Origin of the sequence: Mesorhizobium sp. M1088 (genome assembly GCF_040318575.1) — a bacterium.
Taxonomy (GTDB): Bacteria; Pseudomonadota; Alphaproteobacteria; order Rhizobiales; family Rhizobiaceae; genus Mesorhizobium.
This window is the reverse complement of record NZ_JAMYMO010000013.1, coordinates 81,327-107,599: the sequence shown is the minus strand read 5'-3', so window position 1 is coordinate 107,599 and position 26,273 is coordinate 81,327. Positions and strand designations below refer to the sequence as shown.

Sequence of the window (26,273 nt, the reverse complement as noted above, 5' to 3'; positions counted from 1 at the left end):
AGACGCTTGAAAGATGTCAAGGCTCAGTCTAGCATCCCGTTTGTCCGATATACAGGCCTATTGTCTGAAATATCGGACAATAACGAGCCAGGCGCAGAAAGTTCTGACGAGAAAAACGGGCGGTTTCCGATGCGGCAACCGGCGGGTTCTCTCGTCCCGATCCCGCACGTCCAGGCATAACTTCAGAAGGGAACAATCATGACGAAATCATCGTTTTTCGCGTCCGCCAGTGCCCTTTGCCTCTGCCTTCTCCTCAGCCTCGGCGCCGGTTCGCAGGCCAACGCCGCCGCTAAATGCATCAAGGGCGATCGCAAAGCGCCATATACGATCGGCTGGGCCAATATCTATTCAGTGCCGACCTGGATGAAGCAGACACAGGGCACGATCGAAGCCGAAGTCGAGACTTTGAAGAAGCAAGGCTTGGTCGACAAACTCGTCGTGACCGATGCCCAGGGCGACGCCAACGTCCAGATTCAGCAGATCCAGTCGATGATCGATTCCGATGTCGATGCCATCATCTTGATCGCTGGTTCGTCGACCGCGCCGGCGCGCGTGCTGGCGGACGCCTGCGCCAAGGGCATCGCCATCATCAACTTCGACAGCCTCGTCGATACCGACCAGGTGACCGCCAAGGTCAACACCGATTCCTCACAGTGGGGCGATCAGGCGGCCAAGTTCCTGATCGACGCCATCGGCCGCAAGGGCAAGATCCTCATCCTCAATGGCCCAGCCGGCGTTTCGGTCAGCGACGACCGGCGCAAAGGCGCCGATGCCGAGCTTAAGGCCCATCCCGATGTGAAGGTGCTTGCCGAGACGAACACGCCCTACAATGTCGCGCCCGCCCAGGAGGCCGTCACCAGCCTGCTTTTCGCCAACCCCGAAATCGACGGCATCCTGTCGCTGGGCGGCGCGTTGTCGGCGGGCGCCGTGCTCGCGCTCGACAAGCAGGGCCGCGACCAGGTGCCGATCACCGGCGAGAATGCGCGCCAGTTTCTCGAACTGTGGAAGGAAAAGGGCCTGAAGAGCTGGGCGACGATGCAGCCGAACTGGCTCGGCGCCTTCGCCACCTACACCGCCGTCCAGGCACTGGAGGGCGAGGATGTGCCGGCTTTCGTCAAGATCCCGTTGCCGGTGATCGACAATTCCAACATCGACGAATACCTCGCCCGGGCGAAGGATTTCCCGGCTGACGGTTACATCTATTCGCCGTACGATGAGGATCTATTCAAGAAGCTGCTGGCCCAAAAATAAGCCTGAAGGGTTGTAGCATTGACAACCACGGCTCCGCTTCTCGCCGCGCAGGGGGTGTCGAAGTCCTTTTTCGGCAACCCCGTTCTGCGCAACGTTTCAATCGCTCTCCAGCCCGGCCGCGTGCATGCACTGCTGGGCGAGAACGGCGCAGGTAAGTCGACACTGATCAACCTTTTGTCCGGCGCCTTGCGCCCGGACGGCGGGGCGATCGAGGTCGATGGGCGCCCGGTCTCGCGCATGACCCCCGCTAATGCGCGACAGGCCGGGATCGCCGTTGTCCAGCAGGAACTCAGCCTGACGACCAGCTTGTCCATTGCCGAAAACATCGGGCTGGGTGCCTATCCCAAGCGGTTCGGCTTGATCGACTACAACGAGCTTGCCGTCCGGGCCAGGGCCGCATGCGATCTTGTCGGGCTTTACGAACCGCTGTCTGCGCCGGTGGGGCACCTGTCCCTCGGCCGCCGGCAGATGGTGGAGATCGCCAAGGCGCTTTACCGCCGGCCGCGCGTGCTCATTCTCGACGAACCCACCTCATCGCTATCGGCAACTGAGACAAAAATCCTCACCGACCTGCTGGAGAGGCTTCGGGGCGAGGGCATCGCTATTCTCTACATCTCACACCGACTGAACGAGGTGATGGCGCTGTGCAAGCATGTCACCGTGCTCAAGGACGGGACCTGCACGGCGGACTGCTCGCTGGAAGGAACCGATGCCGCCGGGCTGGTACGGCTGATGGTAGGACGCGACCCCGGCGATCTCTTTCCACGATGGCGGCCTTCGCCATCGCCGGCCGACGCCATCTCGGTTCGTAAATTTTCGGCCGGCCTGATGCGCGACGTCGATCTCGACATCAGGACGGGCGAGGTGCTTGGCATTGGCGGCCTGGTCGGGCAGGGGCAGGAAGATCTGCTGCTTGGCCTCTACGGCGCGATCCCCGCCAGGACGGTATCCGCGACCGTAAACGGTGTTTCGGGCTTGCCCGGCGGCGTGCCGAACGCCAATGCGCTCGGCCTCGCTTATGTCCCGGCTGACCGCAAGCGCGAAGGCCTGCACCTGATCCATCCCATCATCACCAATATGATGCTGCCCGCCTTCGCAAGGCTGCCGGCGCTGAAGCTGCGCAGTCGGCGTGCCGAGCGCGATATGGCAAGGGGTCTCGCCGCCCAGCTTGCCATCAAGGGCGACCTCGACCGCCCGGCACAGGCACTCTCAGGTGGCAACCAGCAGAAGGTCGCGCTGGCGAAATGGATGCCACACGAGCCGCTTGTGCTTCTCCTCAACGACCCGACGCGCGGCGTTGATGTCGAGACCAAGCGTGAGATCTACATGATGCTTCGCAAACTCGCCGCCGCCGGCAAGGCGATCGTGCTGCTCAGTTCCGACACACCCGAACTGGTGCACCTTTGCGACCGCGTCGGCGTGGTCCGCGAAGGCCGCATCGTGGCCATGCTCGAGCGCGAGGCACTGAGCGAGGAAGCCATCGTTTCCGCCGCAATGGGCGCCGAACAGCAGAAAGTTGCGGCATGAGCGCGGTCGCATCCTCAAGCCAAGCCGGCGCGCTCTACTGGCCGGTTCAGCTGCGCCGCAATGTCGGCGTGCGCAGCCTGTTCGCTGTGGTCCTGGCGTTCGTCATTGCTTACGGTTTCCTGTTTCCCGGCCTCTTGACAGCGTCCGGTTTCGCCAAATTCACCCAGAGCTGGTTTCCGCTGGCGCTGGTCGCCATGGCCCAGGCGATCCTCATGCTCACCGGCGGCATAAGCCTGGCCATCGGCGCCATGGTCAGCCTGGGCGCAGTGATCGCTGCGACGACGATGACTGGACCGCTGGGCGTAGCCGGCGGTGCCGCTGCGGTGGCGCTGACCGGTCTCGGCATCGGTGCCGCGATCGGGTTCATCGTCGTGAAACTTCGGTTGCCGGCGATCGTGGTGACGCTGGCTGGCTCCTTCATTATCGGCGGCGCTGCCCTGCTCATCCTGCCGAGGCCGGGGGGCGCCATACCCGAGTGGCTGTCGGACCTGCTTGCCGGCAACACGCCGGCGGCATTCGTGCTGCTGGTACTCATCGTGGTTTTGTGGAAACTCTATCTCGCCACGCCGCTTGGTTTGAGCATCTATGCTGCAGGCGAAAATCCCGTCGGCGCCTACCGCTCCAGCGTGCCGGTCGACGGTGCCCGGATCGCCGCCTACGCGATTAGCGGCCTGCTTTGCACAGGCGCCGGCCTGTTCATCGCCGCGCAAACGGGTTCGGGCGATCCAGTCATCGGCACGGCGTTCACGCTGAATTCCATAGCCGCCGCAGTGCTCGGCGGCATCGGTTTCCTTGGCGGCCAAGGTACCATGCGCGGCGCTCTTGCGGGCAGCCTGCTGCTCAGCCTGATGATCAGTGTCATGTTCTTCCTCGGCTTCACGCCGGTCGCCCAATATGTCGCCCAGGGCCTCATCATCATCGGGGCGGTCGCCATCCCGCAATTCCGCAAGGTGCAGCAATGACAGCACGGAAAGTCAGTGTGAGCGGCAGGCGCGCCGTGACGATTTTGCGCAGCCGGCCCTTCCTTACGATCGCTATAGTTGCGGCGGTATGGATCGCGGCGAGCTTCGCTTCACCTGGCTTCGGCGCTTATGGGCATTTGCGCTATTTGGTTGAATTGGGCGCGGTGGTCGGCCTGGTCGCGGCGGGCCAAACTTTCGTGGTGATTGCCGGCGGAATCGACCTTTCCGTCGCGGCGATCGTCACGGTTAGCGCTGTCAGCCTGCCGCTGCTTTCATGGCAGGCGGATCCGACAGGGCTCACCGCCGTTCTTGCAGTTCTCACGTTGACGAGCGCAATCGGTCTGGTGAACGGGCTGGGCGTGGCGCTGTTGCGCGTTCATCCAATGATCATGACGCTGGCGATGGCGACATTCCTGCAAGGTCTGCTGATCATCATCGCCGGCGGCAGTGCCGTGACCGCCGAGAACCCGCTGGTCCGCTGGCTCGGCAATGCGCGGCCGGTCGGTATTCCGGCAGGCGTGCTTTTGTGGGTGGTCATTTCAGTGATCGTTCTGACCACGATGCATGCGACATCCCTTGGCGCCCGGATATTCGCGATGGGCGCCAATCCGCTCGCCGCGGCGCTGTCCGGGGTTCCCGTCGCCTCGACCACGCTGGCGGTCTACGGCATCAGCGGCTTCTGTGCGGGACTTGCCGGTGTGTTGGTCCTCGGCATGAACGGACAAGGCTATGTGGGTATCGGCGATCCTTATCTGCTCGCCTCGATTGCCGCCGTGGTGCTTGGCGGCACCTCGATCCTCGGCGGGCTCGGCACGTATGCCGGCACCATCCCCGGCGCCATCCTGCTGGTTACGATCACGGCGCTGATCACCGTGGTCAACGCATCGCCTGGCTGGCGCAGTATCCTGTTCGGGTCGCTGATCCTGGGGCTGCTGCTTCTCTCAGGCAGAGAGCAGGCCCGCCGATGACATATCGTCCAGCCGATAAATGCGCCGTGCATTGCCGTAGAACAGTGCCGTCTGCTCGTCCGCGGAAAACTCTCCTGCAATGGCCTTGAAGCTGTCATACACCGCATCGAACGATGCATGCAGGCCGGCGACCGGAAAGTCGCTGCCGAACATCGCGCGCCGCGTACCGAAACAGTCGATGCAATGCATGACAACCGACCTTAGGCTGTCGAGCGTCCAATCATGATCGTAGGCGACCAGATCCGATATCTTGATGGCGACATTCTCGCGCTCCGACAAAAGCCGCAGCCCCTCGCGCCACACCCGCATTCCGTCCGCATCGCGATCGATCGGGCTGCCGCAATGGTTGAGAACAAAGAGCTGGTCTGGAAAGGCCGCTGCGAGGCGCGCCGCGCCGGTGAGCTGGCGCGGAAACACCATCAGGTCGAAAACCAGCCGGCGGCGCCCAAGCAGGGACAGGCCGGCACGCCAGGCCGGATCGTCCATGATGCCGTCGCGGGCGGCAAAACGACGGGCGGGATCAGGATCCCAGCTCAGTATGTCGCGTACGCCGACGACACGGTCGAATGCCGCCTGCGCCTGGACCAGCGCCGGCGCTTGGCGGTTCGCCAGAGGTACGTGAACGACGTAACGGGCGGCCACGCCGCGCGACTTGTCGAGGGTTTCAAGCCACCGCGTTTCACCCACGCAGTCATCCCCGGCCCAACCGGCTTCAATATGGACGGTGGCGACGACACTGTGCTGGCCGGCGTCGCGCAAATAATCTTCAGGAAGGTAGTTTCGCCGCAAGGGGCCAAGCTCGCCCAGACCGCCGCGTTCGCCAGCCGTGGGCGCGAGCCAGGGATGGCGGCCGAGGCCGAGATCCCACAGGTGATGGTGGGCATCGATGATCGGTCCGCAGTAACGCTTTGGCACGCATCTCTCTCATGGTGTGGCCGGCATCGGAAATCGATCCGGACTTCATCCTGCGAAAGCGAAAGGACTAGCATCGGATGACCGAAAACTCACCCGTACTGTCGCTCGCGACCCGTGAAAATTTCCTGCTCGACGATCGTATCCGCGGCGTTCCGCCTGGCACCCTCGGCCTGGACAGCAGCTTTGTCGCATCTGAGCGCTGGCATCCAGCGCATGGACGTATGTCGTTGCCGGTGTTGACCCTCGACGAGGAGGCCTTCATCGCCAATCGTGACCTGTTCTTGGGGTATGCGCGAGAACAGGGCGCCGTGATAGCCCCGCATGCCAAGACCCCGATGGCGCCGGACCTTGCCCGGTCCCTGGTCGAGGCCGGAGCATGGGGCACGACCGTCGCCGACATAAGGCAGGCCACAGTGATGCTCAGATCCGGGCTCTCTCGGCTGATCATCGCCAACGAGGTCGGCGGACCAGGTGGTGCGAACCGACTTGCTGTCCTTGTCGGCGCCTGGCCAAGCGCCGAGTTCTACGTTTTTGCCGACTCTTTCGACGCCGTGAATGCGCTTGCTGAAGCTTGGCGCGCCAATGCGACGCTGCCGCCATTGCGCGTGCTCGTCGAACTTGGTGCGGGGAGGGCAGGCGCCCGGACCACCGGCGAAGCCGAGGCGATCGCCGACGCGGTTGTAGCTGCCGGAGGGCGGCTGCTGATCGCCGGCGTCGCAGCCTACGAAGGTGCCGCGGCGCAAGCCGATCCTGGCCGTACCGATGAGGCGATATCCGCGCTGTTGGCAATGACAGCCGATATGTTTCTGCGGCTCCGCGCCCGCGTCGGCGGCGACACCCCGCTGATCGCCACCGCCGGCGGCTCGGTGTACTTCGACAAGGTGGTCGCAGCGCTTTCGCCCCTCGTCTCCAGGGACGGCAATGCCACGTTGGTGCTGCGCAGCGGCGCCATCTTCTTTCACGACCATGGCGTCTACGACAGGTCGCTCGGCGCACTCGATGCCCGCGACGGTTTTGCGATCGGCGGCGTCGGTGCTTCCGCACGAAATTCCTTCCATCCGGCTTTACGTCTTTGGGCCGAGGTACTGTCGCGGCCGGAGCCCGGCCTTGCTATCTGCGGTATGGGCATGCGCGACGTGTCGTTCGACCAGGGCTTTCCGAAGGTCGTGACCATCTTCCGTGCCGGCAAGCAGCTGCCGAAAGCGCGTGCCGAGGTCTTCAAGCTCAACGACCAGCACGCCTTCCTGACAATTGCGTCGGGCGACGATATTGCCGTTGGTGACGTCGTTGAATTCGGCATCTCGCACCCCTGCACCTGCCTCGATCGCTATCGCGTGATCTTCGGCGCCGACGCGGCCGGGTATGTCCGCCACGCCTTTCCTACCTATTTCGGCTGAGCAGATATCGCGGCCACTTCCAAAAAAGAGAACCTCGAAAGGATCTGATATGATCAAGTACTTCCAGTCCGGCTCCCGCATGTCTCAGGCGGTCGTCTATGGCGGCCTCGTGCACATCGCAGGCCAGGTGGCAGACGACCGCAAGGCCGGCATCGAGGGTCAGACGAGCGACGTGCTCTCCAAGGTCGAGGCGCTCCTTGTTGAGGCCGGCAGCAGCAAGTCGAGGCTAGTGGCGATCAACATCTTCCTGCCGCAGATCGCCGACTTCGATGCCATGAACAGCATCTACGATGCCTGGGTGGATCCTGCGCGCCTGCCGGCGCGCGCCTGTGTCGAGGCGCGTCTCGCCGATCCCGATCTCCGCATAGAGGTCACTGCGATCGCAGCTATCTGAGCCGCCGCCATGCACACCGGCCTCAGCCATACGCTCGACTTCGACCGGGACGGCAAGACACTCGGCCATCTCAGCATTCCGTTTTCGATCGACCGTTCGCCCTATTTCCAGGTCAAGGTCCCGATCTGCCTTGTCCGCAACGGCGAAGGCCCGTCGGTGCTTCTGATGGCCGGCAATCACGGCGACGAATATGAAGGCGAGCTGTCGTTGGCAAAGCTGGTGCGCCGGCTCGATCCCAAGCAGATCAAGGGTCGCGTCACCATCCTGCCGATGGCGAACGTGCCGGCGGTGATCGCCGCAAAGCGCTGCTCGCCACTCGACGGCGGCAATCTCAACCGCGCCTTTCCGGGCGACCCGTCAGGCACGCCAACAAGCCGGCTTGCCAATTTCCTGGAGATGGAACTGTTTCCCCGCCACGACGTCATCTTCGACATTCATTCTGGCGGCACCTCGATGGAGCATCTGCCGACCGCGCTTGTCGAGCACAATACCGATCCCGACCGGCACCGGCGCGGTGTGGAGCTAATGCGGACGCTCAGCATGCCCTATGGGTTCGTGGCCGACAACGGCCAGGCCTCACCGACCTCCATGGGTGCGGCGCGCCGGGCCGGCGCCCTCGGCGTCAGCGGAGAGTTCGGCGGCGGTGGCACTGTCACGGTCGATACGATGGAGATTACCGCCCGCGCACTCGACGCCCTGATGGCCGCCTTGGGAGTGGTTGAGGCGCCGGTTCTTGCACCGGCAACCGGACCTTCGGCGCCGACGCGGCTTCTTTCGTTGTCTCGGCACAGTCAGGGCCTTTATGCCACAAGCCGTGGTTGGTTCGAGCCGGCAGTCAGGCTTGGCGACAGCGTGACTTCAGGCCAACTGGCGGGCTGGTACCACGACCTCGAACGACTCGACCTCGCCGAGCAAGCCCTGCACTTCCTCGAAAGCGGCATTGTGCTTTCGCGCCGGCTGCACACGATGTGCGAGGCGGGAGACTGCCTCATGCAGGTCGCCGAGCCGGTCGACTGATAAGAAGCCCTCCCGACCATACGCCCATATCAGGATCAAGACTGAGGATAACCGGATGCAACTGTCGATGTGGACCTATCCTTGGGATGTCCAGGATCTGGGCTTGGAGATGGTCGAGCGCGATCTTGTCGAGCGTGCCGGGCTCAACATGATCAGTCTGGCGACTTCGTATCACGCTGGCCGGTTTCTGCAGCCGCGCAGCCCGCGCCGGAAAGCCTATTTTCCGGAAGACGGAACCATCTATTTCAAGCCAGATGCGGCACACTGGGCCGACCTAGCCATCCAGCCCAAGGTGGCGAAGGTGATCATGGAAGGCGGCGATGTGCTTGGCGACCTTGTCCGCCGGCGCGAGGTGGGCGGGCTGGGCGTTTCGTGTTGGACGGTCTGCTTGCACAACACCCGGCTCGGCATGCTTCATCCGCAGGCCGTAACCCGCAACGCCTTCGGCGATGCCAACTACTACAATCTCTGCCCATCACATCCGGAAGCGCGCGCTTATGTCCGCGCGCTGATCGCCGATATCTCGCACAGCTACAGGCCGGACCGGATCGAGCTTGAAAGCCCGTCATTCATGGGCTTCGCCCACGAATACCATCATGAGAAAGACGGTGTCGGGCTGATGCCGGAAGACGATTTTCTGTTGTCGATATGTTTCTGCCCGTCCTGCCTTGCGCGCGCGGCCGAGGCCGGCGTCGACGGCGAAGTAGCGCGCAAGCTCGTCGGGCAATGGATCGTCGAGACCTGCGAGCGCGCCGTGCCCGAACGGCGCTTTCCAGACTTTCCGGGGAGCGGCCTCGACACTTTTTTGCCATGGCCGGAACTCCATGGCTACCTGCTGTGGCGGTTCGAACCGGTGACCAGCCTGGTCGCCGAACTGCGCGAGGTGGCCAATCCGGCGACCCGCGTTGTCATCATCGATTTGAAAGACGGTTGGCTTGGCGGCTGCGATCTCGCGGCGCTCGGCAAGGTCTGTGACGGGGCAATCCTGTGTGCCTACGACATGCAGCCCGGCGATGTCGCCAGCCTGATGGCGGCCGGACGCGCAGCCCTTGGCGTGAAAAAGTTCCTCGGCGCCGGCTACCGGCTGTTCTATCCGGAAATGGCCGGCCCCGACATCCTCACCGCCAAGGTCAAAGCTGCGATGGCGCCGGATGTCGACGGCATCAATTTTTACAATTATGGCCTTGTCCCTGCCGCACGCCTCGATTGGGTGAGTGCCGCAAGATCCGTTTGAAAAACCGATCCGTTGCCGCAGTCTGCTAGGACTGACCTCACTTTGCCTTGGAGCTTTATGAGCATGCCGGCTATTCGCTTCGGTCACATTGGCCGGCGGCGGCCGGACAAGCTGAAAGCATGGCGGTGACGGTCCATGCGGATCGAAGATCATACGCCGACCATATTGCTGCTTATACGCTTCAAAGTATACAAAATTCGATACGGAAAAGCGTATATTGAAATTTATCTGCGCGAGCGTATAATACCATGGCTAGAGAGGTATGCTGTGGACCAAATCGCCCGAACACCCAAGCAGATTGGAGATGCCGTCCGCCGGCAGCGTCGCAAGCTCCGCCTCAACCAGACCAATGTCGGGGACCAAACGATGCTGCGTCAGGCGACCATCTCGGCCGTCGAGAGTGGCGCGCCTGGGACCCAGCTCGGAACGCTTTGCGATATTCTCGCAGCGCTCGACCTCGAATTCGTCGTCCGCCCTCGTACCAAGGCAAAGCCGGCTGAGATCGAGGACATCTTCTGATGGCTCGTCCGCGGCAGCACATCCCGCTAAATGTCTTCTTGAACAGCCGTCTCGTCGGGCGGCTGAATAGACAATCCAGCGGCGCGATCGATTTTCAGTACGATCCGTCCTGGCTTGCTTGGGAGCACGCGCTGCCCGTCTCGCTATCACTGCCTCTGCGTGAAGATCGTTATATCGGTGCGCCCGCCATCGCCGTCTTCGACAATCTCCTGCCCGACAACGTCCCCATTCGCCGCCGTATGGCGGAGCGTGTTCATGCTCAAGGAATAGACGCTTACGACCTGCTTGCCGCTGTCGGGCGCGATTGTGTCGGCGCATTGCAATTCCTGCCGGATGGTGTCGAGCCAGGCCCCGCCGGTATTGTCAACGGCAAACCCGTTGACGATACCGAGATTGCTCGTCTTCTCCTCGATCTGGCATCGGCTCCCCTTGGGCTTGGTGAGGACGAGGACTTCCGGATCTCGATCGCTGGCGCTCAGGAAAAGACTGCGCTCTTGTTCTGGAAAGGACGTTGGTACAAGCCGCTGGCGACGACTGCCACGACGCACATCCTCAAACCACAGATTGGACGGTTGCCAAATGGCATCGATCTTTCCTTCAGCGTCGAGAACGAATTTTTCTGCCTCAAGCTGACAACCGCCCTAGGGCTCCCGAGCGCCGTCGTCGCAATCGAGGAGTTCGAAGGCAATCGCGTGCTCGCGGTCGAGCGGTTCGATCGCCGATGGACCAGTGACAATCGTCTCCTGCGTTTGCCCCAGGAAGACTGCTGCCAGGCCCTTTCTGTGCCGCCGTCACTGAAATACGAATCCGACGGCGGGCCTGGCGTTCCGGCTATCCTCAATTTGATGAAGGGAAGCGACCAACCGGAGGTAGACCAGGCTGCGGTTTTAAAGGCCGTGGTTGCCTTTTGGCTTCTCGGCGCTACAGATGGGCACGCCAAGAATTTTAGCGTCTTTCTTTCCCCCGGCGGCCGGTTCCGCATAACGCCGCTCTATGATGTGATTTCAGCGCAGCCCAGCCTTGATGCGGGACAGATCAAGCGCAACAAAATGAAACTGGCGATGGCTATTGGCGACACACGCCACTACCTCGTCGACAGCGTCATGCCACGCCATTTTATCCAGACCGCCGCCAAAGCAGGGATCGGTCCGAAACCCGTCAAGGCGATCTTTGATGAGCTGCGCCAACAGGCGCTAGCGGCGGTCGAACTGGTTTCTGCATCGCTCCCAAAGGATTTTCCTGCGGAAGTCGCTGATGCCATCGGCAATGGGGTCAGGGCTCGTGTACGCAGACTGGAAGAGGCGTGATGCTGAAAGTAGAGACGCAACGAGACTGATGTCGCCATTGCAACAACGCTCAAATGGTCTTCTTCAGCAGCAGCAGCATCCAGGCGGCCACGGCCGCCGCTGCGTCGTCCAGATGATGCCGAACCCACCCCTTACCTTCTCATGCGCGATAGGATGGGCCAAGGTTTGACCACGTCAAAAAAACCGGAAAGCAAGGAACCTGCCGACCACCAGAGCGGCTCGAGCGGCAGCATGGAAAGTGTGACGCGGCGCTACCCGATCCTAGCCAGTGCCTTTCCGGGATAGGATCAACTCACGGATTTGCCAGCCTGTAACTTTCTTACGAGGCCGATCAACTGATCCAGATCAGCGCGTGGAAGCGCAAGTATCTCGGGCGGGGGTTTGTGATATTCCTTCATCAATTCCTTGATGGTTGCGGCACCTTTGGGTGTGAGCTTGACAAGCTTCACACGGCGATCGCCTGGCGACGGAATCCGTTCGGCGAGCCCCGCCTGCTCAAGCCGGTCGACCAGCCAGGTCGCCGTCGATGGATCGCACTGCCATTGAGCAGCCAATGCGCCGATCGGCTTGCCCGCATCTTTGTCGAGCGTGAAGAGGGCGCGGGAGTCGTTGGGCGTCAGGCCCAATTTCTGCTGGATCGCCAACCGGTCCGGCGCGGACCGCATCAGGAAATCAAACATCAGGCGCCATGCCTCGGTGGCGTGCTGCAAGCGATCTTGGCTCGGTCTCATTCCACGCTCCTTCGTGTCTTGACACATACTTGGACCAATCATATGATTTGATCAATCAAAATGTTTTTGTGGTCAAAGCAATGAGAGGAGATCCGAGATGACCAATACCACGGTTCTCGTCGTCGGAGGCGGCCTGAACGGTCTGACGGCGGCCGCCCTTTTGGCTCACAACGACATTGCGTGTGTCCTCGTCGAGCGTCATCCCGACACGTCAATCCAGTACAAGTTTGCCGGCATCTCCCCGCGCAGCATGGAGATATTCCGAAGCCTCGGCCTCGAGGAGGAGATTCGTACAAATCGGACGGGGGACCAGCAGGCAGGCGCTATTGCGCGCGCCAGGAATCTCGCCGATCCGGAGATTCAATGGGGCGGACCGGCGTGGCCGGATGCAAGTGCCCTCAGCCCCACGCAACCAGCGACGTGTGATCAGCACGTCCTGGAACCGATTCTGCGCCGCTACGCCGAGCGGAACGGTGCAGACGTGCGTTTCAGCACGGAGCTGGTGACTTTCGATCAGGACGAGACCGTCGTCCGCGCGGAAATTCGCGATATCGCGACCTGCGCAAAGGAGGTCATCTCGGCCGACTATCTGATCGTCGCGGACGGTGCGAACGGTTCCCTGCGAGAGAGGCTGGAGATCAGCCGCAGCGGGGCAGGCGGCCTTCAGCACTGGATGAATGTCGTCTTTGACACGGACATGCCTCCGACGATAGGCGGCAAGCGCTTCACGTCGTGCTTCGTGACGGACCTCAACGGGACCTTCACGCCCAGGGAGGGTGGACGATGGCTTCTGGCGCTCCAGTACTTTCCCGAAAAGGGCGAGAAACCACAGGATTTTGATGAAGCCAAGTGCAGGGAACTGATCATACGAGGTGCGGGCCGGCCGGACATCACGACGAGGCTTGTCGATGCGCGCTCCTGGGAAGTGGCCGCCCTCACAGCGCGCCAATTCCGCCGAGGCCGCGCGTTTCTTGTGGGGGATGCCGCACATGTGATGCCCCCAACAGGCGCTTTCGGTGGCAATTCAGGTATCCACGACGCCCATAACCTTGCCTGGAAGCTTGCGATGGTAGCACGCGGGCATGCCGATCCCTCGTTGCTGGATAGCTATGACATGGAGCGCCGGCCGGTCATCGAGGCTACGTTGGCGCAAGCGCTCGCCCGCCTACTGAAATGGTTCGACGATCCGTCGAAGCGGTTGCCTCCTCCTGTTGCGATCGTCGAGGATTACGACGTGGTATTTGGCCAACGCTACGCTGCAGGCATCGTGGCTCTGGCATCCACACCGGACGATCACCCATTCCAAAAATCCACGGAGCTGTCGGGCCGCCCCGGCACGCGTTTGCCGCATTTCGCGGTCGGACGTGCCGGCCAGCGGATTTCGAGTCTCGATTTGTGCGACCGCGATCTTCTTCTCCTCTGCGCGGACGAAGCATGGTGTCAGGCCGCTGACCCCGTAAGCCAGCGCCTCGGGATGCCGCTGACGTGCCACTCGTTGGGTGCGAATGGGGATCTGCTTGACTTGGACCATCGGTGGCCTTCCGTGCTCGGGGTTAAAAGCGGCGGTTCCGCCTTGGTCAGACCGGACGGATTTGTCGCGTGGCGGTCAACGCACGGTGTGCCTGATCCTGTACAGGTGCTGATCGAAACACTTGATGGGCTCGGTTTCCGCACGGAGGCGCACGAACATCATCGGTGAGCGGCGGCGAGTGCGGATGCGCCTCCCGCCTTCGGGCATGACTTCCTTGCCGATGCCATCACTGGGAATGACAACGATGCCAGGCGCTTGCTCCTTTCCTACTCGTTGTCGCCGAGTAGGGCCGCGCACACCGCTTCGGTGACCTTATCGGTGGTGGCACTTCCGCCGAGATCGGGCGTGTGCAGTGAGGCGTCCGCCGTCACGCGCTCGATGGCGCGCATCAGGCGCGCCGCGGCAGCCGGCTCGCCAAGATGCTCCAGCATCATCACCGCCGACCAGAACGTGCCGACCGGATTGGCGATGCCCTTGCCGGTGATGTCGAAGGCCGAGCCGTGGATCGGCTCGAACATCGACGGAAACCGCCGCGCGGGGTTGAGGTTCGCAGTCGGCGCAATGCCGATCGATCCGGCAAGTGCGGCCGCAAGATCCGACAGGATATCGGCGTGAAGATTGGTCGCGACGATTGTGTCGAGCGAGCGCGGATTGAGCGTCATGCGCACTGTCATCGCGTCGACCAGCATTTTGTCCCATGCGACATCAGGAAAATCGGCCGCGACCTCACGGGCGATGTCGTCCCAGAGCACCATGCCGTGACGCTGGGCGTTCGACTTGGTGACCACGGTCAACAGCTTTCGCGGCCGCGACCGCGCCATCTCGAAGGCGAAGCGCATGATGCGCGTCACGCCGGCGCGGGTGAAGATCGAGACCTCGGTCGCGATTTCCTCAGGCAGGCCGAGATCCGAGCGCCCGCCCTGGCCGGCGTATTCGCCTTCCGAATTCTCCCGAACGATGACCCAGTCGAGATCCCCTGCCGTGACGCCGCGAAGCGGGCTCTCGATACCGGGCAGGATGCGGGTCGGGCGGACATTGGCGTACTGGTCGAAGGGCTGGCAGATCGCGAGCCGCAACCCCCAAAGCGTCAGATGGTCGGGCACGTCTGGCGCGCCGACAGCGCCGAAATAGATCGCATCGAAGGCCTTCAGCCGCTCGGTGCCGTCCTTGGGCATCATCACGCCGTTGAACTTGTAGTAGTCCGAGCCCCAGTCGAAATGCTGCACCTCGAGACTGAAACCGCCGTCGCGCGTGGCGCAGGCGGCCAGCGCACGAAGGCCGGCCGCTACGACTTCCTTGCCGATCCCATCGCCTGGAATGGCCGCGATCCTATAGCTTCGCATTAGTCCAGTCCTCCCCTTGTGGCGCTAAACTAGCATGGACCATCGTGCTGGCCTTTGGCCGTGAGGCCGAATGCCGCCATTACGGCAAATGGTCAATCAATCCGTTCAGCAGGAGCAGCAGCACCCCGGCGGCCACAGCCGCAGCCGCATCGTCCAGCATGATACCGGCCCCACCCCTTACCTTGTCATGTGCGATACGGATGGGCCAAGGCTTGACGACGTCGAAAAACCGGAAAGCAAGGAAGCCTGCTGCCCACCAGAGCGGATCGAGGGGCAGCATGGAAAGGGTTAGCGCCGCGCCGAAGGTCTCATCAATGACGACGATCTGCGGATCCTCCGTCCCGGTACGGGAGATAACATACGATGACGCCCATACGCCGACGGCGAACAGGGCCACGTAGGCAAGCACCGTCAGCCAAGGTGATGCGGGTATCAGAGCCGCGGCAACAGCCACTCCAACCATTGCGCCGGCCGTGCCCGGCCATATTGGAGATAATCCCGCGCCGACAGAGGTCGCGAGCAGGTAGGCGAACTTGGGTGGAAACTTATGCATCGATTTTCGGCCGGCTTCCCACGGATCGCAAGCGATCATAGTCACATCGTTCGGGTGCTGCCGCCAGACTGCTGTTCGATTTGCACCACCTCACAAGGGCATCGCCCAAACCGTGAAAATGCTGTCGGGCAGCTGTCGCAGCGACTGGAAGTTCTGTTTCGCCGCCAGCTCGGCGAGTACCTTAATCCGCCGGCCCCATTCGCCAAACGAGATCATTTTTGCGGCAAGTTGAGAACGTTGCTGAGCCCGGTCTCGGCCCGCATTGGCCAACCGAAACGGTGGCGACGGTGGAACAAACCCGCAAATTGCTGGTAAAGCTCCGTCAACCGACATCATCAGAGGAGCCGCCATGATCGCCGGTCTCATGAAAAGTCGCATCGACCCGCTATGGGAGCAGGCCGCCTCTCCGCTGATCGGGATCGGCATGACGCCGAACCAGGTTACGGCCAGCGGGCTGGTGCTCGTGGCTTTGTCTTCGGCCGCCTACGCGTTTCATCATTCAAGTCTTGCCTTTGGCCTTTGCCTGGCGTTTGCCTTCAGCTTCGATGCGCTGGACGGTGCGGTCGCCCGCCGGACAAATATGAGCACCAAGGCCGGTGGCTATTTCGACGCCGTCGTCGACCGCTATCAGGAATTGGCCGTCTTTGCGGCTATCGGCTGGGTTGCCGATCTGTGGGCGATCGCAATGTTCGCATTCGCGGGCGGGATCCTCACCAGTTACGCCAAGGCGCGGACGGCGCTGGAAATCCCTGTGAAAAACCACGGTTGGCCGGATTTCTTCGAGCGGATGGAACGTCTGGTGTTCATTTGCGTGCTGCTCGCCGCCGACGGAGTCGCGACCGCGATGGGCGCGGCTTCGCCCTGGATTCTGGCGGGTGGGTTCGCGCTGTACGCAGTGCTGGCCAACGCCACAGCCCTGCAACGGATCAGTCGCGCATTTGCGATGCTGAAACGAGCCGACGGGAAGCAGCCGTGAGACTACGGGGATGCTTGCACTTGGCCTCACTTGAGGCTATGCAATGCTTCACATGAATGGAGAGCGGCGATGTTGGCATTTGGAAATATAGCCGATGTGCTGGGGCTGCCGCCCAAGGAGACGGCTGCACGGTCGCCATTCGGGCTGATGGCTCGAATCGAAGACGGATTGCCGTTGGGTGCGCTTGAACGCGTCTCACAATTGCTGGCACCGGCCGATACGCAATTCAAATATCGCCTCGTCCCAAAGGCAACTTATGAGCGCCGCAAGAGAGGTGCTCTCCGACTCTCTTCGGAAGAGGGCATGCGGGTGGCGCGGGTGGCGCGCCTATGGAACCTGGCCCTCGACGTTTGGCAGATCGAAGGTGAGGCTCGTGACTTTCTGTTTCGATCTCATCCCATGCTGGAAGACCGACGCCCGATCGACGTGGTCATTCAAAGCGAGATCGGCGCCGAACTGGTGCTCGATATCCTTGCAGGCCTGAAGTACGGCACCGCTGCTTGACGGCACAGATACTCGATCGCATGCTGCAGTGCTTCAGGATCGGCGATCCAGCCGGCACATATCCGATCTTCGACGCGACGGGCTCGACGATAGCGCCTGGCCGCTGGAACACGCCCGGCAGCCCGTTGATCTACACCAGCGAGCATTATTCAACGGCCTTGCTGGAAAAGCTGGTGCACGGCAGCGGCAGACTGCCGCCCAACCAGCCTTACGTCCAGATCATGCTTCCGCGCGGGCTGAGCTACGAAATCTTTTCTCAGCCGTCGTTGCCCGGATGGGATATGATGCCGGCAACGGTGAGCAAGGAATTCGGTGAGACATGGTGTGTCGAGCGCCGCAGCGCGATCCTGATCGTGCCAAGCGTCGTGGCTCGCCCCGACAACAACGTGTTGATCAATCCGGCACATCCGGAGTTTTCCCTGATCACGGCCAGCCTGCATCAACCCGTATACTGGGATAGCCGCCTGTTTGGCTCCTGAGCCGGGCAGAGAGGCAGGTTCCTACTTAACACAACCCGTCAGCGCCAACTCAAGCCTGGAGCGACATGGGTCAGGATCGCCTCGATGGCATGGACATTGTACTCGACGCCGAGCTGGTTGGGGACGGTAAGCAGCAGCGTATCGGCCTCGGCGATGGCTTCGTCGCCCTTTAGCTGCTCGATCAGGACGTCCGGTTCGGCGGCATAGGAGCGGCCGAACACCGCGCGTCTGTCTGCCTCGATGTAACCGAAATGATCTCCGCTCTGGTTGCCGCCGAAATAGGCTCGGTCGCGATCGTCGACCAGCGCAAAAATGCTCCGGCTCACCGACACCCGCGGCTCGCGCGTGTGTCCGGCCGCCTTCCAGGCCTCACGAAAAGCCCGGATCTGTTCGGCCTGCTGGACGTGAAACGGCTTTCCGCCTTCATCGAATTTGAGCGTGGAGCTCTGCAGGTTCATCCCCAGTTTCGCCGCCCATTCGGCGGTGGCGTTTGTGGCGGCGCCCCACCAGATGCGCTCGCGCAGGCCCTCCGAGTGCGGCTCGACGCGAAGCAGGCCAGGCGGGTTGGGAAACATCGGCCGCGGGTTGGGCTGCGCAAAGCCTTTGCCCAGCAACACTTCGAGCAGCACTCCGGTGTGTCTACGGGCCATGTCGGCATCGCTCTCGCCCTCTTGCGGGGCGTAGCCGAAGTAGCGCCATCCCTCGATCACCTGCTCCGGCGAGCCTCGGCTGATGCCCAGCTGCAGACGCCCTCCGGCGATTAGGTCGGCGGCGCCGGCGTCCTCGGCCATGTAGAGCGGGTTCTCATAGCGCATGTCGATCACCGCCGTGCCGATCTCGATTCGGCTGGTCTTTGCGCCGACCGCCGCCAGCAGCGGGAAGGGCGAGGCGAGCTGGCGGGCGAAGTGATGCACGCGGAAATACGCGCCGTCCGCACCCAGCTCCTCGGCCGCGACCGCCAACTCGACGGACTGCAAAAGCGCGTCGGATGCCGTCCGCGTCTGCGATTGCGGCGAGGGCGTCCAGTGCCCGAACGAGAGGAAACCAATCTTCTTCATGAGAACCAGCCTAAAGGGGAGCCAGGTGCAGACTATGCTGCGGCGCGCAGCAAAGCATCGCAAAATCGGTGCCGATGACCGCCTGCCTTGACGCGCAAAGCTTGAATCGGCGGTTGTTGATCAACGATGGCCGACCGTGCCGAGCTGCCGTCGGACGCCAGCCTAGGAAGGTGCCGCGAATGCGAGCGCTATCGCGATGAGGATCAACAGCGGTCCCATCCATTTGAAGCGAGTCCCAAAGTTGGTCCACCATGCTTGCTGCTGGCCGGGGCGAGCTTGGAACGGGTCCGCGAGAAATCCGAAGCCGATGCCAGCCATCCACAACCCGGCGCAGAACATGATGAACTCGTCGATGTATTCCGCGACCATGCTTCGAAGCTTTCGAATTTATGCCGCCGCTACATGCGCCGAATTCGAGCCGATATAGTTTCGGATCGTTTCGATGATCCGGTCCTGGTCAGCCTCGCTCAGATAGGGATGCATTGGCAGGCACAGGATGCGCTTCGGCAGCTCTTCCGAAACGGCAAGGCCGGTCGGCGTGCGCGGATAATCGCGATAGGCAATCTGGCTGTGCAGCGGTTTCACATAGTAGATGACCGACGGAATGCCCTTTTCACCGAGATGTGCCTTGAGCCCGTCCCGTTTCGGCGTTTCGATGGCGTATTGCGCCCAGGCCGAGCGGCCGCCGCCCAGATTGCGCGCCGCCTTGACGATATCGCCGAGACCTTCGGCATAGCGATTGGCGACCGCTTGCCGCGCCACCATCTCGTCCTCGAGGATGGCCAGCTTCTCTATCAGGATCGCCGCCTGAAGCGTGTCGAGCCGTGAATTGATGCCGACGCGGACATTGTCGTATTGCGTTTCGCCCTTTCCGTGAAAGGCGAACGAGCGCAGCTGTTCGGCCAGCGCATCGTCATTGGTGAACATCGCACCGCCGTCGCCATAGCAGCCGAGCGGCTTTGCCGGATAGAAGCTGGTCGAGCCGACGGTGCCGAACGAGCCGCACATCTTGCCGTCAGCCGAGCCGCCGGTCGCCTGCGCCGCATCCTCGATGACCATCAGGCCTTCGCGATCGGCGATGGCCATGATCGCCTCGTAATCGGCGGCGAGGCCGAACAGGTCGACGGGAATGATTGCCTTCGGCCTCAGCCGGCCCTCCGCCTTGATCATGGCAATTGCCGCCTCGAGGCTGGCGATGTCGATATTGTAGCTGTCGGCATCGACATCGACGAACACCGGTTCGGCCTTGGTCAGCGCCACCACTTCGGCCGTGGCGGCGAAGGTGAAGCTCGGCACGAACACCGCGTCGCCCGGGCCGATGCCGGCGGCAAACAGTGGCAGCAGCAGCGCATCGGTGCCGTTGGCGCAAGCGACCACGTGCTTGATGCCGATATAGGCGGCGAGCTTGTTTTCGAATTCGGTGACCTGCGGTCCGAGAATATAGCGGCCTTCGTCGACAACCCGGTCTATTGCCGCTTTCAGCCTGTCGCGGATGCGTTCGCGCTGCGCGCCAAGATCGATGAACTGCATGTCGGCCTCAAACGGTTTTAGTCAGATAACCGGCCGCTGGTAGCAGACTTGGTACGGCCGAGAAAGCCGCAGGGCAAAAACCCTGAATTGCTCAAGTGTCGCAGCCTGTTACCTCTGATTTCCGATCTGGCCTCTTAAAGGCGTGGAAATCCGGGCTTCGGCCGGCCTGTTACAGGCTTCGCACCCCGCCCGCCAGGCTGGACGAAACATAAAGTGATCGTCGGTGAGCAGTCCATGGGCTGCGCACCAGCCGGTCAAGCGATTTCATGCCGCCATGGCGGGTTGGCGCCGGCCCGCGATACCGTCACCGCCGCCGCCTTGGCACCGAGCGTCAGCGCCTTGTGGATGGCGTCTTCCGGCAAACTGGCGATTGCCGTCTTCGACAGCAGACCCTGTTCGTGCAAGGAGGCAAGAATGCCGGCATTGAATGTGTCGCCGGCGCCGACCGTATCGACCACCTCGACCTTGTCCGGCACGACGGTGACCCGGTGCTGGCTGCTGTAACCGACCGCGCCTTCGCTGCCGTGGGTGACGACGATCAGCTTCGGGCCGCGATCCAGCCAGTTGCGGACGACGTCCTCATGCGAGCCGGCTTCGCCGAACCAGTTCAAATCCTCGTCCGACAGTTTCACGACGTCGGCCATCGCCATCATGCTGCGGATGCGCCTGAGGTGCCTGGCCTTGTCGGGAATGAAGTTTGGCCGGATGTTGGGGTCGAGCATCATCACGCGGCGCTCATGCTCGCGCCGCATGAACTCTTCATAGGCCGACCCGGCCGGCTCCGAGATCAGGCTGATGGCGCCGAACAGCATGGCCTCGATCTCGCTGCCGAGTTCCGGCAGGTCCTCGATGGTCAGCATGCGCCCGGCGGTGTTCTCGTCGTAGAAGGTGTAGGTCGCTTGGCCGTTGGTGAGCCGCACGAAGGCGAGCGTGGTCGGCCGCGGCGAAGTGTGCGCATAGGTGGAACTGACCTTGCTGGCCTTCAGCGCCTCCCTGAGCCGGCCGCCGAACAGATCCGACGACAGGCCGGAGAAAAAGGCAGCGGGCGCGCCGAGCCGGCCTAGCGCAATGGCCGAGTTGAAGACGGCACCGCCGACATAGGGGGCAAAGGCCGGCTCGCCCTCCGTCGTGGTCCGCGGCAGCATGTCGATCAGGGCTTCGCCGCAGCAGAGGATCATGAAGTCTTGCTTTCCGGCGGATAGATCACGCCCTTGCGAATGATGATGTTGGCGTAGAGCCGCGGCTCGCTCGTCGCGACGATCGCGTGCGCGGCCTTGACCCGTGCATAGAAGTCGGCACCGGCAAGCGCAACCACCTTGCGGCCCGGCGCACGCCTGGCGCAGATCGCTTCCATCTCATGGTGAACCGGATCGGCGAGCAGGGGATCGCCTTTGGCCGAGGCGCGAAACAGCGCCTGCGGCACGGCGTCGTCGACCGGCAATACGCTCAATACCGCATCGAGCACGGGGACGAGATGATGACCGTCGGCGCGGACCAGCCGCTGTGCCTGCTGCTCGGCCGGGTAGTTGCCGTCGACCAAGGCGATCTCGTCGCCATGGCCCATGGCGCGCAATATCGCCAGAAGCTCGGGGCCGAGCAGCGCCGGGATGCCGATCAGCATGCTCAGAAGCTCCGGGAAATCGTGGTCGAGCCGATGAGGAAGCGCTCCGACAGCGGCAGGCTGGCGCCACCCAGCGCCCGCGCATGGATGCCGACGGTTCCCTCGCGAACGGCCGGCAGCCTCAGGCCCTCGCCGTCGATCCGGCCGATGGCTTGGATAATGGCATCGACAAGCCGCCTGCGCACGGCAAGCGGCATCCATCCGTCGATCACCGCGGCTTCGAAGTCAATGACGGACGAGGCCGAAACGATGGCATAGGCAAGCGCCTGCGAGGCGCTGGCGATCCAGTCGTCAAGCTCGGCGCCGATCTCGCCCCAGTCCCCCGGTGATGTCCACAGATGCGAGGCCTCGATGCCGCGCGCGTTGAGCGCCTTTTCCAGCATGGCGATCGACGCCACGTCGATCAACTGCGTCGGCTTGCCGTCCGGCCCTGGCACCGGCATCGAGCCCAGCGCGCCGGCATTGCCGGTTGGGCCACCAAACAACCGGCCGTTCAGCACGATGCCGCCGCCGGCAAAGGCACCGATATAGAAATAGACGAAATCGCGTGCCGCACCCGCCGCGTGGCCGAACACGAGTTCGGCGCCGCAGGCCGAGGTGGCGTCGTTCTGCAGATAGACTGGAAATTCGCATTGCGCCTGGATATCGGCGCGGATGTCGCGATGGCGCCATTCGTCCATGATTTCGCGCGGTGCGCCGGCGGTGTCGGCCCAGTTCCACAATTCGAACGGCATGGCGATGCCAAGCCCGGCAATGCGTTTATCCTGCACCGGGGTGAGTTCGCCGCGCATCTTCTTCATGCCGCTTGCGACGAATTCCACCGTTTCGCGCGGCGCCGGATAGCGGTAGGAATGCTGCAGCATAGAGCGCACATTGCCGAGGAAATCGATCAGCACCAACTCGGCGCTGCGGCGGCCGATCTTCAGGCCGATGAAATAGGCGCCGTCGGGATTGAGCGCCATGGGTATCGAGGGCTGGCCGATCTTGCCGCGCAACGGCGCCTGGCGGACGAGCAGGTCGTCCTCCTCCAGTTCGCGCATGATGACTGACACTGTCTGCGCCGAAAGGCCGGTCATACGTGCGATGTCGGATTTGGCCAGGCTGCCGTGCTGGCGCACCAGCGACAGCACCAGCCGCTCATTGTGGTCCCGCATGCCGCTTTGATTGGTGCCGCGGTGCAGGCGGCTTTCGGCCGCATCGGGCGAGCCGTGCCTCGTAATGCCGGTCTCCACCCTGTTCCTCCCGTCGTTTCCCCTCAATGCTTTTGGTCTAGAGTGAGTGAACGATCCTGCGTTGTCAATAATAAATAAGAGTGATTTAATTATTGACAGTGCTGGCGGACTGGTGTCTCTTGAGTGTCGGCGCCGACACTGGGAGATTTCGTCGGACGCGCTGCAGATGCCGGTTGGCCGGCATCCTAAATGGTTCCATGGGAGGAAAATCGTGACCACGTCAAAACTGTTGAAATCCACCGTGTTTGCCGCGGCCGGACTGAGCCTGATGGCGTTTGCGTCGACGGCATCGGCCGCCGGGGTCGGCGCCTGCTTGATCACCAAGACCGACACCAATCCCTTCTTCGTCAAGATGAAGGAAGGTGCCGCCGCGAAAGCCAAGGAAATTGGTGTCGATCTGAAGGCCTACGCCGGCAAGGCGGAAGGTGACAATGAGGGCCAGGTTGCGGCGATCGAATCCTGCATCGCCGACGGCGCCAAGGGCATTTTGATCACCGCCACCGACACTGCGGCCATCGTGCCGGCGGTGAAGAAGGCGCGTGATGCAGGGGTGCTGGTGATCGCTCTGGACACCCAGCTAGAGCCTGCCGACGCCGCGGATGCGACGTTTGCGACCGACAATTTCAAGGCCGGCGAGCTTATCGGCTCCTGGGCAAAGGCCACCTTGGGCGACAAGGCCAAGGACGCGCACATCGCCTACATGGATCTTATCGCCAGCCAGCCCTCCGTCGACGTGCAGCGTGATCAGGGCTTCATGAAGGGCTTCGGCATCGACCTCGGCGATCCCAACAAGATCGGCGACGAAACCGACGCACGCAATGTCTGTCACGATCTGTCGAGCGGCAATGAGGATGGCGGGCACACTGCCATGGAGAATTGCCTGCAGAAGGATCCGGATATCAACGTCGTCTACACCATCAACGAACCTGCGGCCGCGGGCGCCTACCAGGCGCTGAAGGCCGTCGGCAAGGAGAAGGACGTCCTGATTGTCTCGGTCGATGGCGGCTGCCCGGGTGTCAAGAACGTTGCCGAGGGCGTGATCGGCGCCACTTCACAGCAATATCCATTGCTCATGGCCTCGCTCGGCATCGAGGCGATCAAGACCTTTGCCGACAGCGGCAAGAAGCCTGAGCCGTCGCCCGGTCTGAACTTCTACAACACCGGCGTGACGCTGATCACCGACAAGCCTGCCGCCGGCATCGAATCCATTGACACGAAGCAAGGCCTCAGCAAGTGCTGGGGTTGATTTGATCCCCTGATCGGCTCAACTTCAAAAGAACAATAGAGAATGTGGAGCGGTTTCGGCCGCTCCACATCACAGGCGGGGAGGCCGACTTGAGCGTCGAAACTACCAGGAGCAAGGGACCGCAGGAATTCGAGACGGTCCTGGCCACTAGCGACACCAGCGTCGCTTCATTCGAGACGCATTCCCGCTCGACGCTCGAGAGCATCCAGCACCGCTTGCACAAAAGCCCTGCCATGGTGCCCCTGATCATCCTGATCATCTCGGTGGGTCTGTTCGCGGTGGTCGTTGGCGGACGCTTCTTTTCTCCTTTCACCCTCACCCTGATCCTCCAGCAGGTGGCGATAACCGGCATGGTTGGCATCGCGCAGACACTGGTGGTGCTCACCGCCGGCATCGACCTGTCCGTCGGTGCCATCATGGTGCTGAGCTCGGTCGTCATGGGCCAGTTTGCCATGCATTACGGTGTTCCAGCGCCGGTGGCCGTTGCCGTCGGGCTGCTTGTCGGCGCGATTTGCGGCTTGATCAACGGCATTCTCATCGCTTGGGTGAAACTGCCGCCATTCATCGTGACGCTCGGCACCTGGTCGATCTACGCTGCCATCAACTTCATCTATTCCGGTAACGAGACCATCCGCAGCCAGGATCTCGAGACGACGGCGCCGCTGCTGCAGTTTTTCGGCGGATCGTTCAGGATCGGGGGCGCCGTCTTCACCTATGGCGTGCTGTTGGTGCTGATCATGGCGGCAATTGCCTGGTACGTGCTCAATCACACCGCGTGGGGCCGGCACGTCTATGCGGTGGGCGACGACCCGGAGGCCGCGGAACTGTCGGGAGTGCGCGTCAGCCGGATGCTGGTCGCGGTCTACACGCTGACTGGTATCATTTGCGCCATCGCCGGCTGGGCCCTGATCGGACGCATCGGATCGGTCTCGCCGCAGGCCGGGCAGTTCGAGAACATCAATTCGATTACCGCCGTGGTGATCGGCGGCACTTCGCTGTTCGGCGGCCGCGGCTCCATCCTCGGGACCATCTTCGGTGCGCTGATCGTCGGCGTGTTCGCGCTCGGCCTCAGGCTTTGGGGGACAGATCCGCAATGGACGCAATTGTCCGTCGGCGCCCTTATCATCATCGCTGTTGGTATCGACCAGTGGATCAGGAAGATCTCGGCATGAACCAGACTCACGAACCGATCCTTACCGCGCGCAGCCTGGTCAAGCGCTACGGCCGCGTCACCGCTCTCGACAGCGCAGACTTCGACCTCTATCCGGGCGAAATCCTTGCTGTCATTGGCGACAACGGCGCCGGCAAGTCATCGCTTATCAAAGCCATTTCCGGAGCGGTCACCCCCGACGAAGGTGAGATACGGCTTGAAGGCAAGCCTATTGCCTTCAAATCACCGATGGAGGCGCGTGAGGCCGGCATCGAGACCGTCTACCAGAACCTGGCTCTGTCGCCGGCGCTGTCGATCGCCGACAACATGTTCCTCGGCCGCGAGATCCGCAAGCCGGGCTTTCTTGGCAACTGGCTACGCATGCTCGACCGTCCGGCGATGGAAAAGCGCGCCCGCGACAAGCTCACCGAACTTGGCCTGATGACGATCCAGAACATCAGCCAGGCGGTGGAAACGCTTTCGGGCGGCCAGCGCCAAGGCGTGGCGGTGGCCCGCGCCGCCGCCTTCGGCTCGAAGATGGTCATCATGGATGAGCCGACGGCGGCACTCGGCGTCAAGGAGAGCCGCCGCGTGCTCGAACTGATCCTCGACGTCAAACGACGTGGCCTGCCGATCGTGCTGATTTCACACAACATGCCGCATGTTTTCGAGGTGGCGGACCGCATCCACATTCACCGGCTCGGCCGTCGCCTCTGCGTCATCGATCCGAAGCAGTATACGATGTCCGACGCGGTCGCCTTCATGACCGGCGCCAAGGTGCCGCCGGAAGCGGCGCTGGCGGCGGCCTGAGCAAGAACTTGCGGCCCG

General features: G+C 62.5%; 28 protein-coding genes. 17 read left to right on the top strand and 11 right to left on the bottom strand.

Annotated elements, in window-relative coordinates:
• Positions 1-198 precede the first annotated feature (198 nt).
• The 4 genes from NKH49_RS18010 to NKH49_RS17995 are packed head-to-tail and all read left to right on the top strand — an operon-like array spanning position 199 to position 4,708.
• The gene (locus NKH49_RS18010) at positions 199-1,251 is read left to right on the top strand and encodes a substrate-binding domain-containing protein (protein WP_352927063.1); all 1,053 of its coding nucleotides are present in this window, start codon (positions 199-201) and stop codon (positions 1,249-1,251) included.
• An 18-nt stretch (positions 1,252-1,269) separates the two neighbouring features.
• Positions 1,270-2,778, top strand: coding sequence for a sugar ABC transporter ATP-binding protein (locus tag NKH49_RS18005; protein ID WP_352614870.1), 1,509 nt, complete (start codon positions 1,270-1,272; stop codon positions 2,776-2,778).
• Entirely contained in the window at positions 2,775-3,740 is a 966-nt protein-coding gene (locus tag NKH49_RS18000) for an ABC transporter permease (protein ID WP_352503472.1), read from the top strand. Before NKH49_RS18005 ends, NKH49_RS18000 begins: the two co-directional genes overlap by 4 nt.
• On the top strand, positions 3,737-4,708 hold the full coding sequence (locus NKH49_RS17995; protein ID WP_352470930.1) for an ABC transporter permease: 972 nt from the start codon (positions 3,737-3,739) through the stop codon (positions 4,706-4,708). The genes NKH49_RS18000 and NKH49_RS17995 overlap by 4 nt, the downstream gene beginning before the upstream one ends.
• Here the strand turns inward: NKH49_RS17995 and NKH49_RS17990 are convergent.
• A complete protein-coding gene (locus NKH49_RS17990) occupies positions 4,682-5,623 on the bottom strand; it encodes an amidohydrolase family protein (protein WP_352470931.1) in 942 nt (313 codons plus the stop codon). The genes NKH49_RS17995 and NKH49_RS17990 overlap by 27 nt on opposite strands.
• A 77-nt stretch (positions 5,624-5,700) precedes the next feature.
• Here NKH49_RS17990 and NKH49_RS17985 point away from each other — a divergent pair, with 77 nt between their 5' ends.
• From NKH49_RS17985 to NKH49_RS17960, 6 genes are all read left to right on the top strand, one after another.
• The gene (locus tag NKH49_RS17985) at positions 5,701-7,020 is read left to right on the top strand and encodes a type III PLP-dependent enzyme domain-containing protein (RefSeq protein WP_352503469.1); all 1,320 of its coding nucleotides are present in this window, start codon (positions 5,701-5,703) and stop codon (positions 7,018-7,020) included.
• Between the two features lie 49 nt (positions 7,021-7,069).
• Entirely contained in the window at positions 7,070-7,414 is a 345-nt protein-coding gene (locus NKH49_RS17980; RefSeq protein ID WP_352470933.1) for a RidA family protein, read from the top strand.
• Positions 7,415-7,423: 9 nt separating this feature from the next.
• Positions 7,424-8,431 carry a succinylglutamate desuccinylase/aspartoacylase family protein gene (locus NKH49_RS17975; protein WP_352927060.1) on the top strand — a complete coding sequence of 336 codons (1,008 nt, stop codon included), beginning with the start codon at positions 7,424-7,426 and terminating at the stop codon, positions 8,429-8,431.
• A gap of 55 nt (positions 8,432-8,486) precedes the next feature.
• Positions 8,487-9,665: a hypothetical protein gene (locus NKH49_RS17970; protein ID WP_352470935.1), complete on the top strand. Its 1,179-nt coding sequence runs from the start codon at positions 8,487-8,489 to the stop codon at positions 9,663-9,665.
• A gap of 135 nt (positions 9,666-9,800) precedes the next feature.
• Positions 9,801-10,184, top strand: coding sequence for a helix-turn-helix domain-containing protein (locus NKH49_RS17965; protein WP_502899609.1), 384 nt, complete (start codon positions 9,801-9,803; stop codon positions 10,182-10,184).
• The gene (locus NKH49_RS17960) at positions 10,184-11,491 is read left to right on the top strand and encodes a type II toxin-antitoxin system HipA family toxin (RefSeq protein ID WP_352927057.1); all 1,308 of its coding nucleotides are present in this window, start codon (positions 10,184-10,186) and stop codon (positions 11,489-11,491) included. The genes NKH49_RS17965 and NKH49_RS17960 overlap by 1 nt, the downstream gene beginning before the upstream one ends.
• 287 nt (positions 11,492-11,778) lie before the next feature.
• Here the strand turns inward: NKH49_RS17960 and NKH49_RS17955 are convergent, their stop codons facing one another.
• Positions 11,779-12,222 carry a MarR family winged helix-turn-helix transcriptional regulator gene (locus NKH49_RS17955; RefSeq protein ID WP_352470937.1) on the bottom strand — a complete coding sequence of 148 codons (444 nt, stop codon included), beginning with the start codon at positions 12,220-12,222 and terminating at the stop codon, positions 11,779-11,781.
• A 97-nt stretch (positions 12,223-12,319) separates the two neighbouring features.
• Here NKH49_RS17955 and NKH49_RS17950 point away from each other — a divergent pair, with 97 nt between their 5' ends.
• Positions 12,320-13,921: an FAD-dependent monooxygenase gene (locus tag NKH49_RS17950; RefSeq protein WP_352927054.1), complete on the top strand. Its 1,602-nt coding sequence runs from the start codon at positions 12,320-12,322 to the stop codon at positions 13,919-13,921.
• A gap of 98 nt (positions 13,922-14,019) precedes the next feature.
• Here NKH49_RS17950 and NKH49_RS17945 read toward each other — a convergent pair whose 3' ends face one another.
• From NKH49_RS17945 to NKH49_RS17935, 3 genes are all read right to left on the bottom strand, one after another.
• A complete protein-coding gene (locus tag NKH49_RS17945) occupies positions 14,020-15,096 on the bottom strand; it encodes a tartrate dehydrogenase (protein ID WP_352614880.1) in 1,077 nt (358 codons plus the stop codon).
• Between the two features lie 79 nt (positions 15,097-15,175).
• The gene (locus NKH49_RS17940) at positions 15,176-15,688 is read right to left on the bottom strand and encodes a phosphatidylglycerophosphatase A family protein (protein ID WP_352614882.1); all 513 of its coding nucleotides are present in this window, start codon (positions 15,686-15,688) and stop codon (positions 15,176-15,178) included.
• Between the two features lie 51 nt (positions 15,689-15,739).
• Positions 15,740-16,000 carry a hypothetical protein gene (locus tag NKH49_RS17935; RefSeq protein ID WP_352614884.1) on the bottom strand — a complete coding sequence of 87 codons (261 nt, stop codon included), beginning with the start codon at positions 15,998-16,000 and terminating at the stop codon, positions 15,740-15,742.
• Between NKH49_RS17935 and NKH49_RS17930 the strand changes: the two genes are divergently transcribed.
• The 3 genes from NKH49_RS17930 to NKH49_RS17920 all read left to right on the top strand — a co-directional run bounded on the left by NKH49_RS17930 (position 15,999) and on the right by NKH49_RS17920 (position 17,608).
• Positions 15,999-16,625: a CDP-alcohol phosphatidyltransferase family protein gene (locus NKH49_RS17930; protein WP_352470942.1), complete on the top strand. Its 627-nt coding sequence runs from the start codon at positions 15,999-16,001 to the stop codon at positions 16,623-16,625. The two genes, NKH49_RS17935 and NKH49_RS17930, sit on opposite strands and share 2 nt — an antisense overlap.
• A 69-nt stretch (positions 16,626-16,694) precedes the next feature.
• Positions 16,695-17,129, top strand: coding sequence for an antitoxin Xre-like helix-turn-helix domain-containing protein (locus NKH49_RS17925; RefSeq protein WP_352470943.1), 435 nt, complete (start codon positions 16,695-16,697; stop codon positions 17,127-17,129).
• Complete coding sequence (locus NKH49_RS17920; protein ID WP_352503465.1) at positions 17,126-17,608, top strand: RES family NAD+ phosphorylase; 483 nt, start codon at positions 17,126-17,128, stop codon at positions 17,606-17,608. Before NKH49_RS17925 ends, NKH49_RS17920 begins: the two co-directional genes overlap by 4 nt.
• A gap of 38 nt (positions 17,609-17,646) precedes the next feature.
• Here NKH49_RS17920 and NKH49_RS17915 read toward each other — a convergent pair whose 3' ends face one another.
• The 6 genes from NKH49_RS17915 to NKH49_RS17890 form a co-directional block, all read right to left on the bottom strand.
• Positions 17,647-18,666: an LLM class flavin-dependent oxidoreductase gene (locus NKH49_RS17915; protein ID WP_352470945.1), complete on the bottom strand. Its 1,020-nt coding sequence runs from the start codon at positions 18,664-18,666 to the stop codon at positions 17,647-17,649.
• Between the two features lie 162 nt (positions 18,667-18,828).
• Complete coding sequence (locus NKH49_RS17910) at positions 18,829-19,035, bottom strand: hypothetical protein (RefSeq protein WP_352470946.1); 207 nt, start codon at positions 19,033-19,035, stop codon at positions 18,829-18,831.
• Between the two features lie 18 nt (positions 19,036-19,053).
• Complete coding sequence (locus NKH49_RS17905) at positions 19,054-20,196, bottom strand: DegT/DnrJ/EryC1/StrS family aminotransferase (RefSeq protein ID WP_352540722.1); 1,143 nt, start codon at positions 20,194-20,196, stop codon at positions 19,054-19,056.
• Positions 20,197-20,450: 254 nt separating this feature from the next.
• Positions 20,451-21,374 (bottom strand): carbohydrate kinase family protein, encoded by a 924-nt coding sequence (locus NKH49_RS17900; RefSeq protein ID WP_352614890.1) that lies wholly within the window; start codon positions 21,372-21,374, stop codon positions 20,451-20,453.
• The gene (locus NKH49_RS17895) at positions 21,371-21,817 is read right to left on the bottom strand and encodes an RbsD/FucU family protein (protein ID WP_352449103.1); all 447 of its coding nucleotides are present in this window, start codon (positions 21,815-21,817) and stop codon (positions 21,371-21,373) included. The genes NKH49_RS17900 and NKH49_RS17895 overlap by 4 nt, the downstream gene beginning before the upstream one ends.
• Before the next feature lie 2 nt (positions 21,818-21,819).
• On the bottom strand, positions 21,820-23,049 hold the full coding sequence (locus NKH49_RS17890; protein ID WP_352490790.1) for an ROK family transcriptional regulator: 1,230 nt from the start codon (positions 23,047-23,049) through the stop codon (positions 21,820-21,822).
• A gap of 229 nt (positions 23,050-23,278) precedes the next feature.
• On the opposite strand from NKH49_RS17890, the gene NKH49_RS17885 reads away from it, so the two are divergent.
• The 3 genes from NKH49_RS17885 to NKH49_RS17875 all read left to right on the top strand — a co-directional run bounded on the left by NKH49_RS17885 (position 23,279) and on the right by NKH49_RS17875 (position 26,255).
• The gene (locus NKH49_RS17885; RefSeq protein WP_352449223.1) at positions 23,279-24,295 is read left to right on the top strand and encodes a sugar ABC transporter substrate-binding protein; all 1,017 of its coding nucleotides are present in this window, start codon (positions 23,279-23,281) and stop codon (positions 24,293-24,295) included.
• Positions 24,296-24,384: 89 nt separating this feature from the next.
• Positions 24,385-25,467: an ABC transporter permease gene (locus NKH49_RS17880; protein WP_352449101.1), complete on the top strand. Its 1,083-nt coding sequence runs from the start codon at positions 24,385-24,387 to the stop codon at positions 25,465-25,467.
• On the top strand, positions 25,464-26,255 hold the full coding sequence (locus NKH49_RS17875; protein WP_352614892.1) for an ATP-binding cassette domain-containing protein: 792 nt from the start codon (positions 25,464-25,466) through the stop codon (positions 26,253-26,255). Before NKH49_RS17880 ends, NKH49_RS17875 begins: the two co-directional genes overlap by 4 nt.
• Positions 26,256-26,273 lie beyond the last annotated feature (18 nt).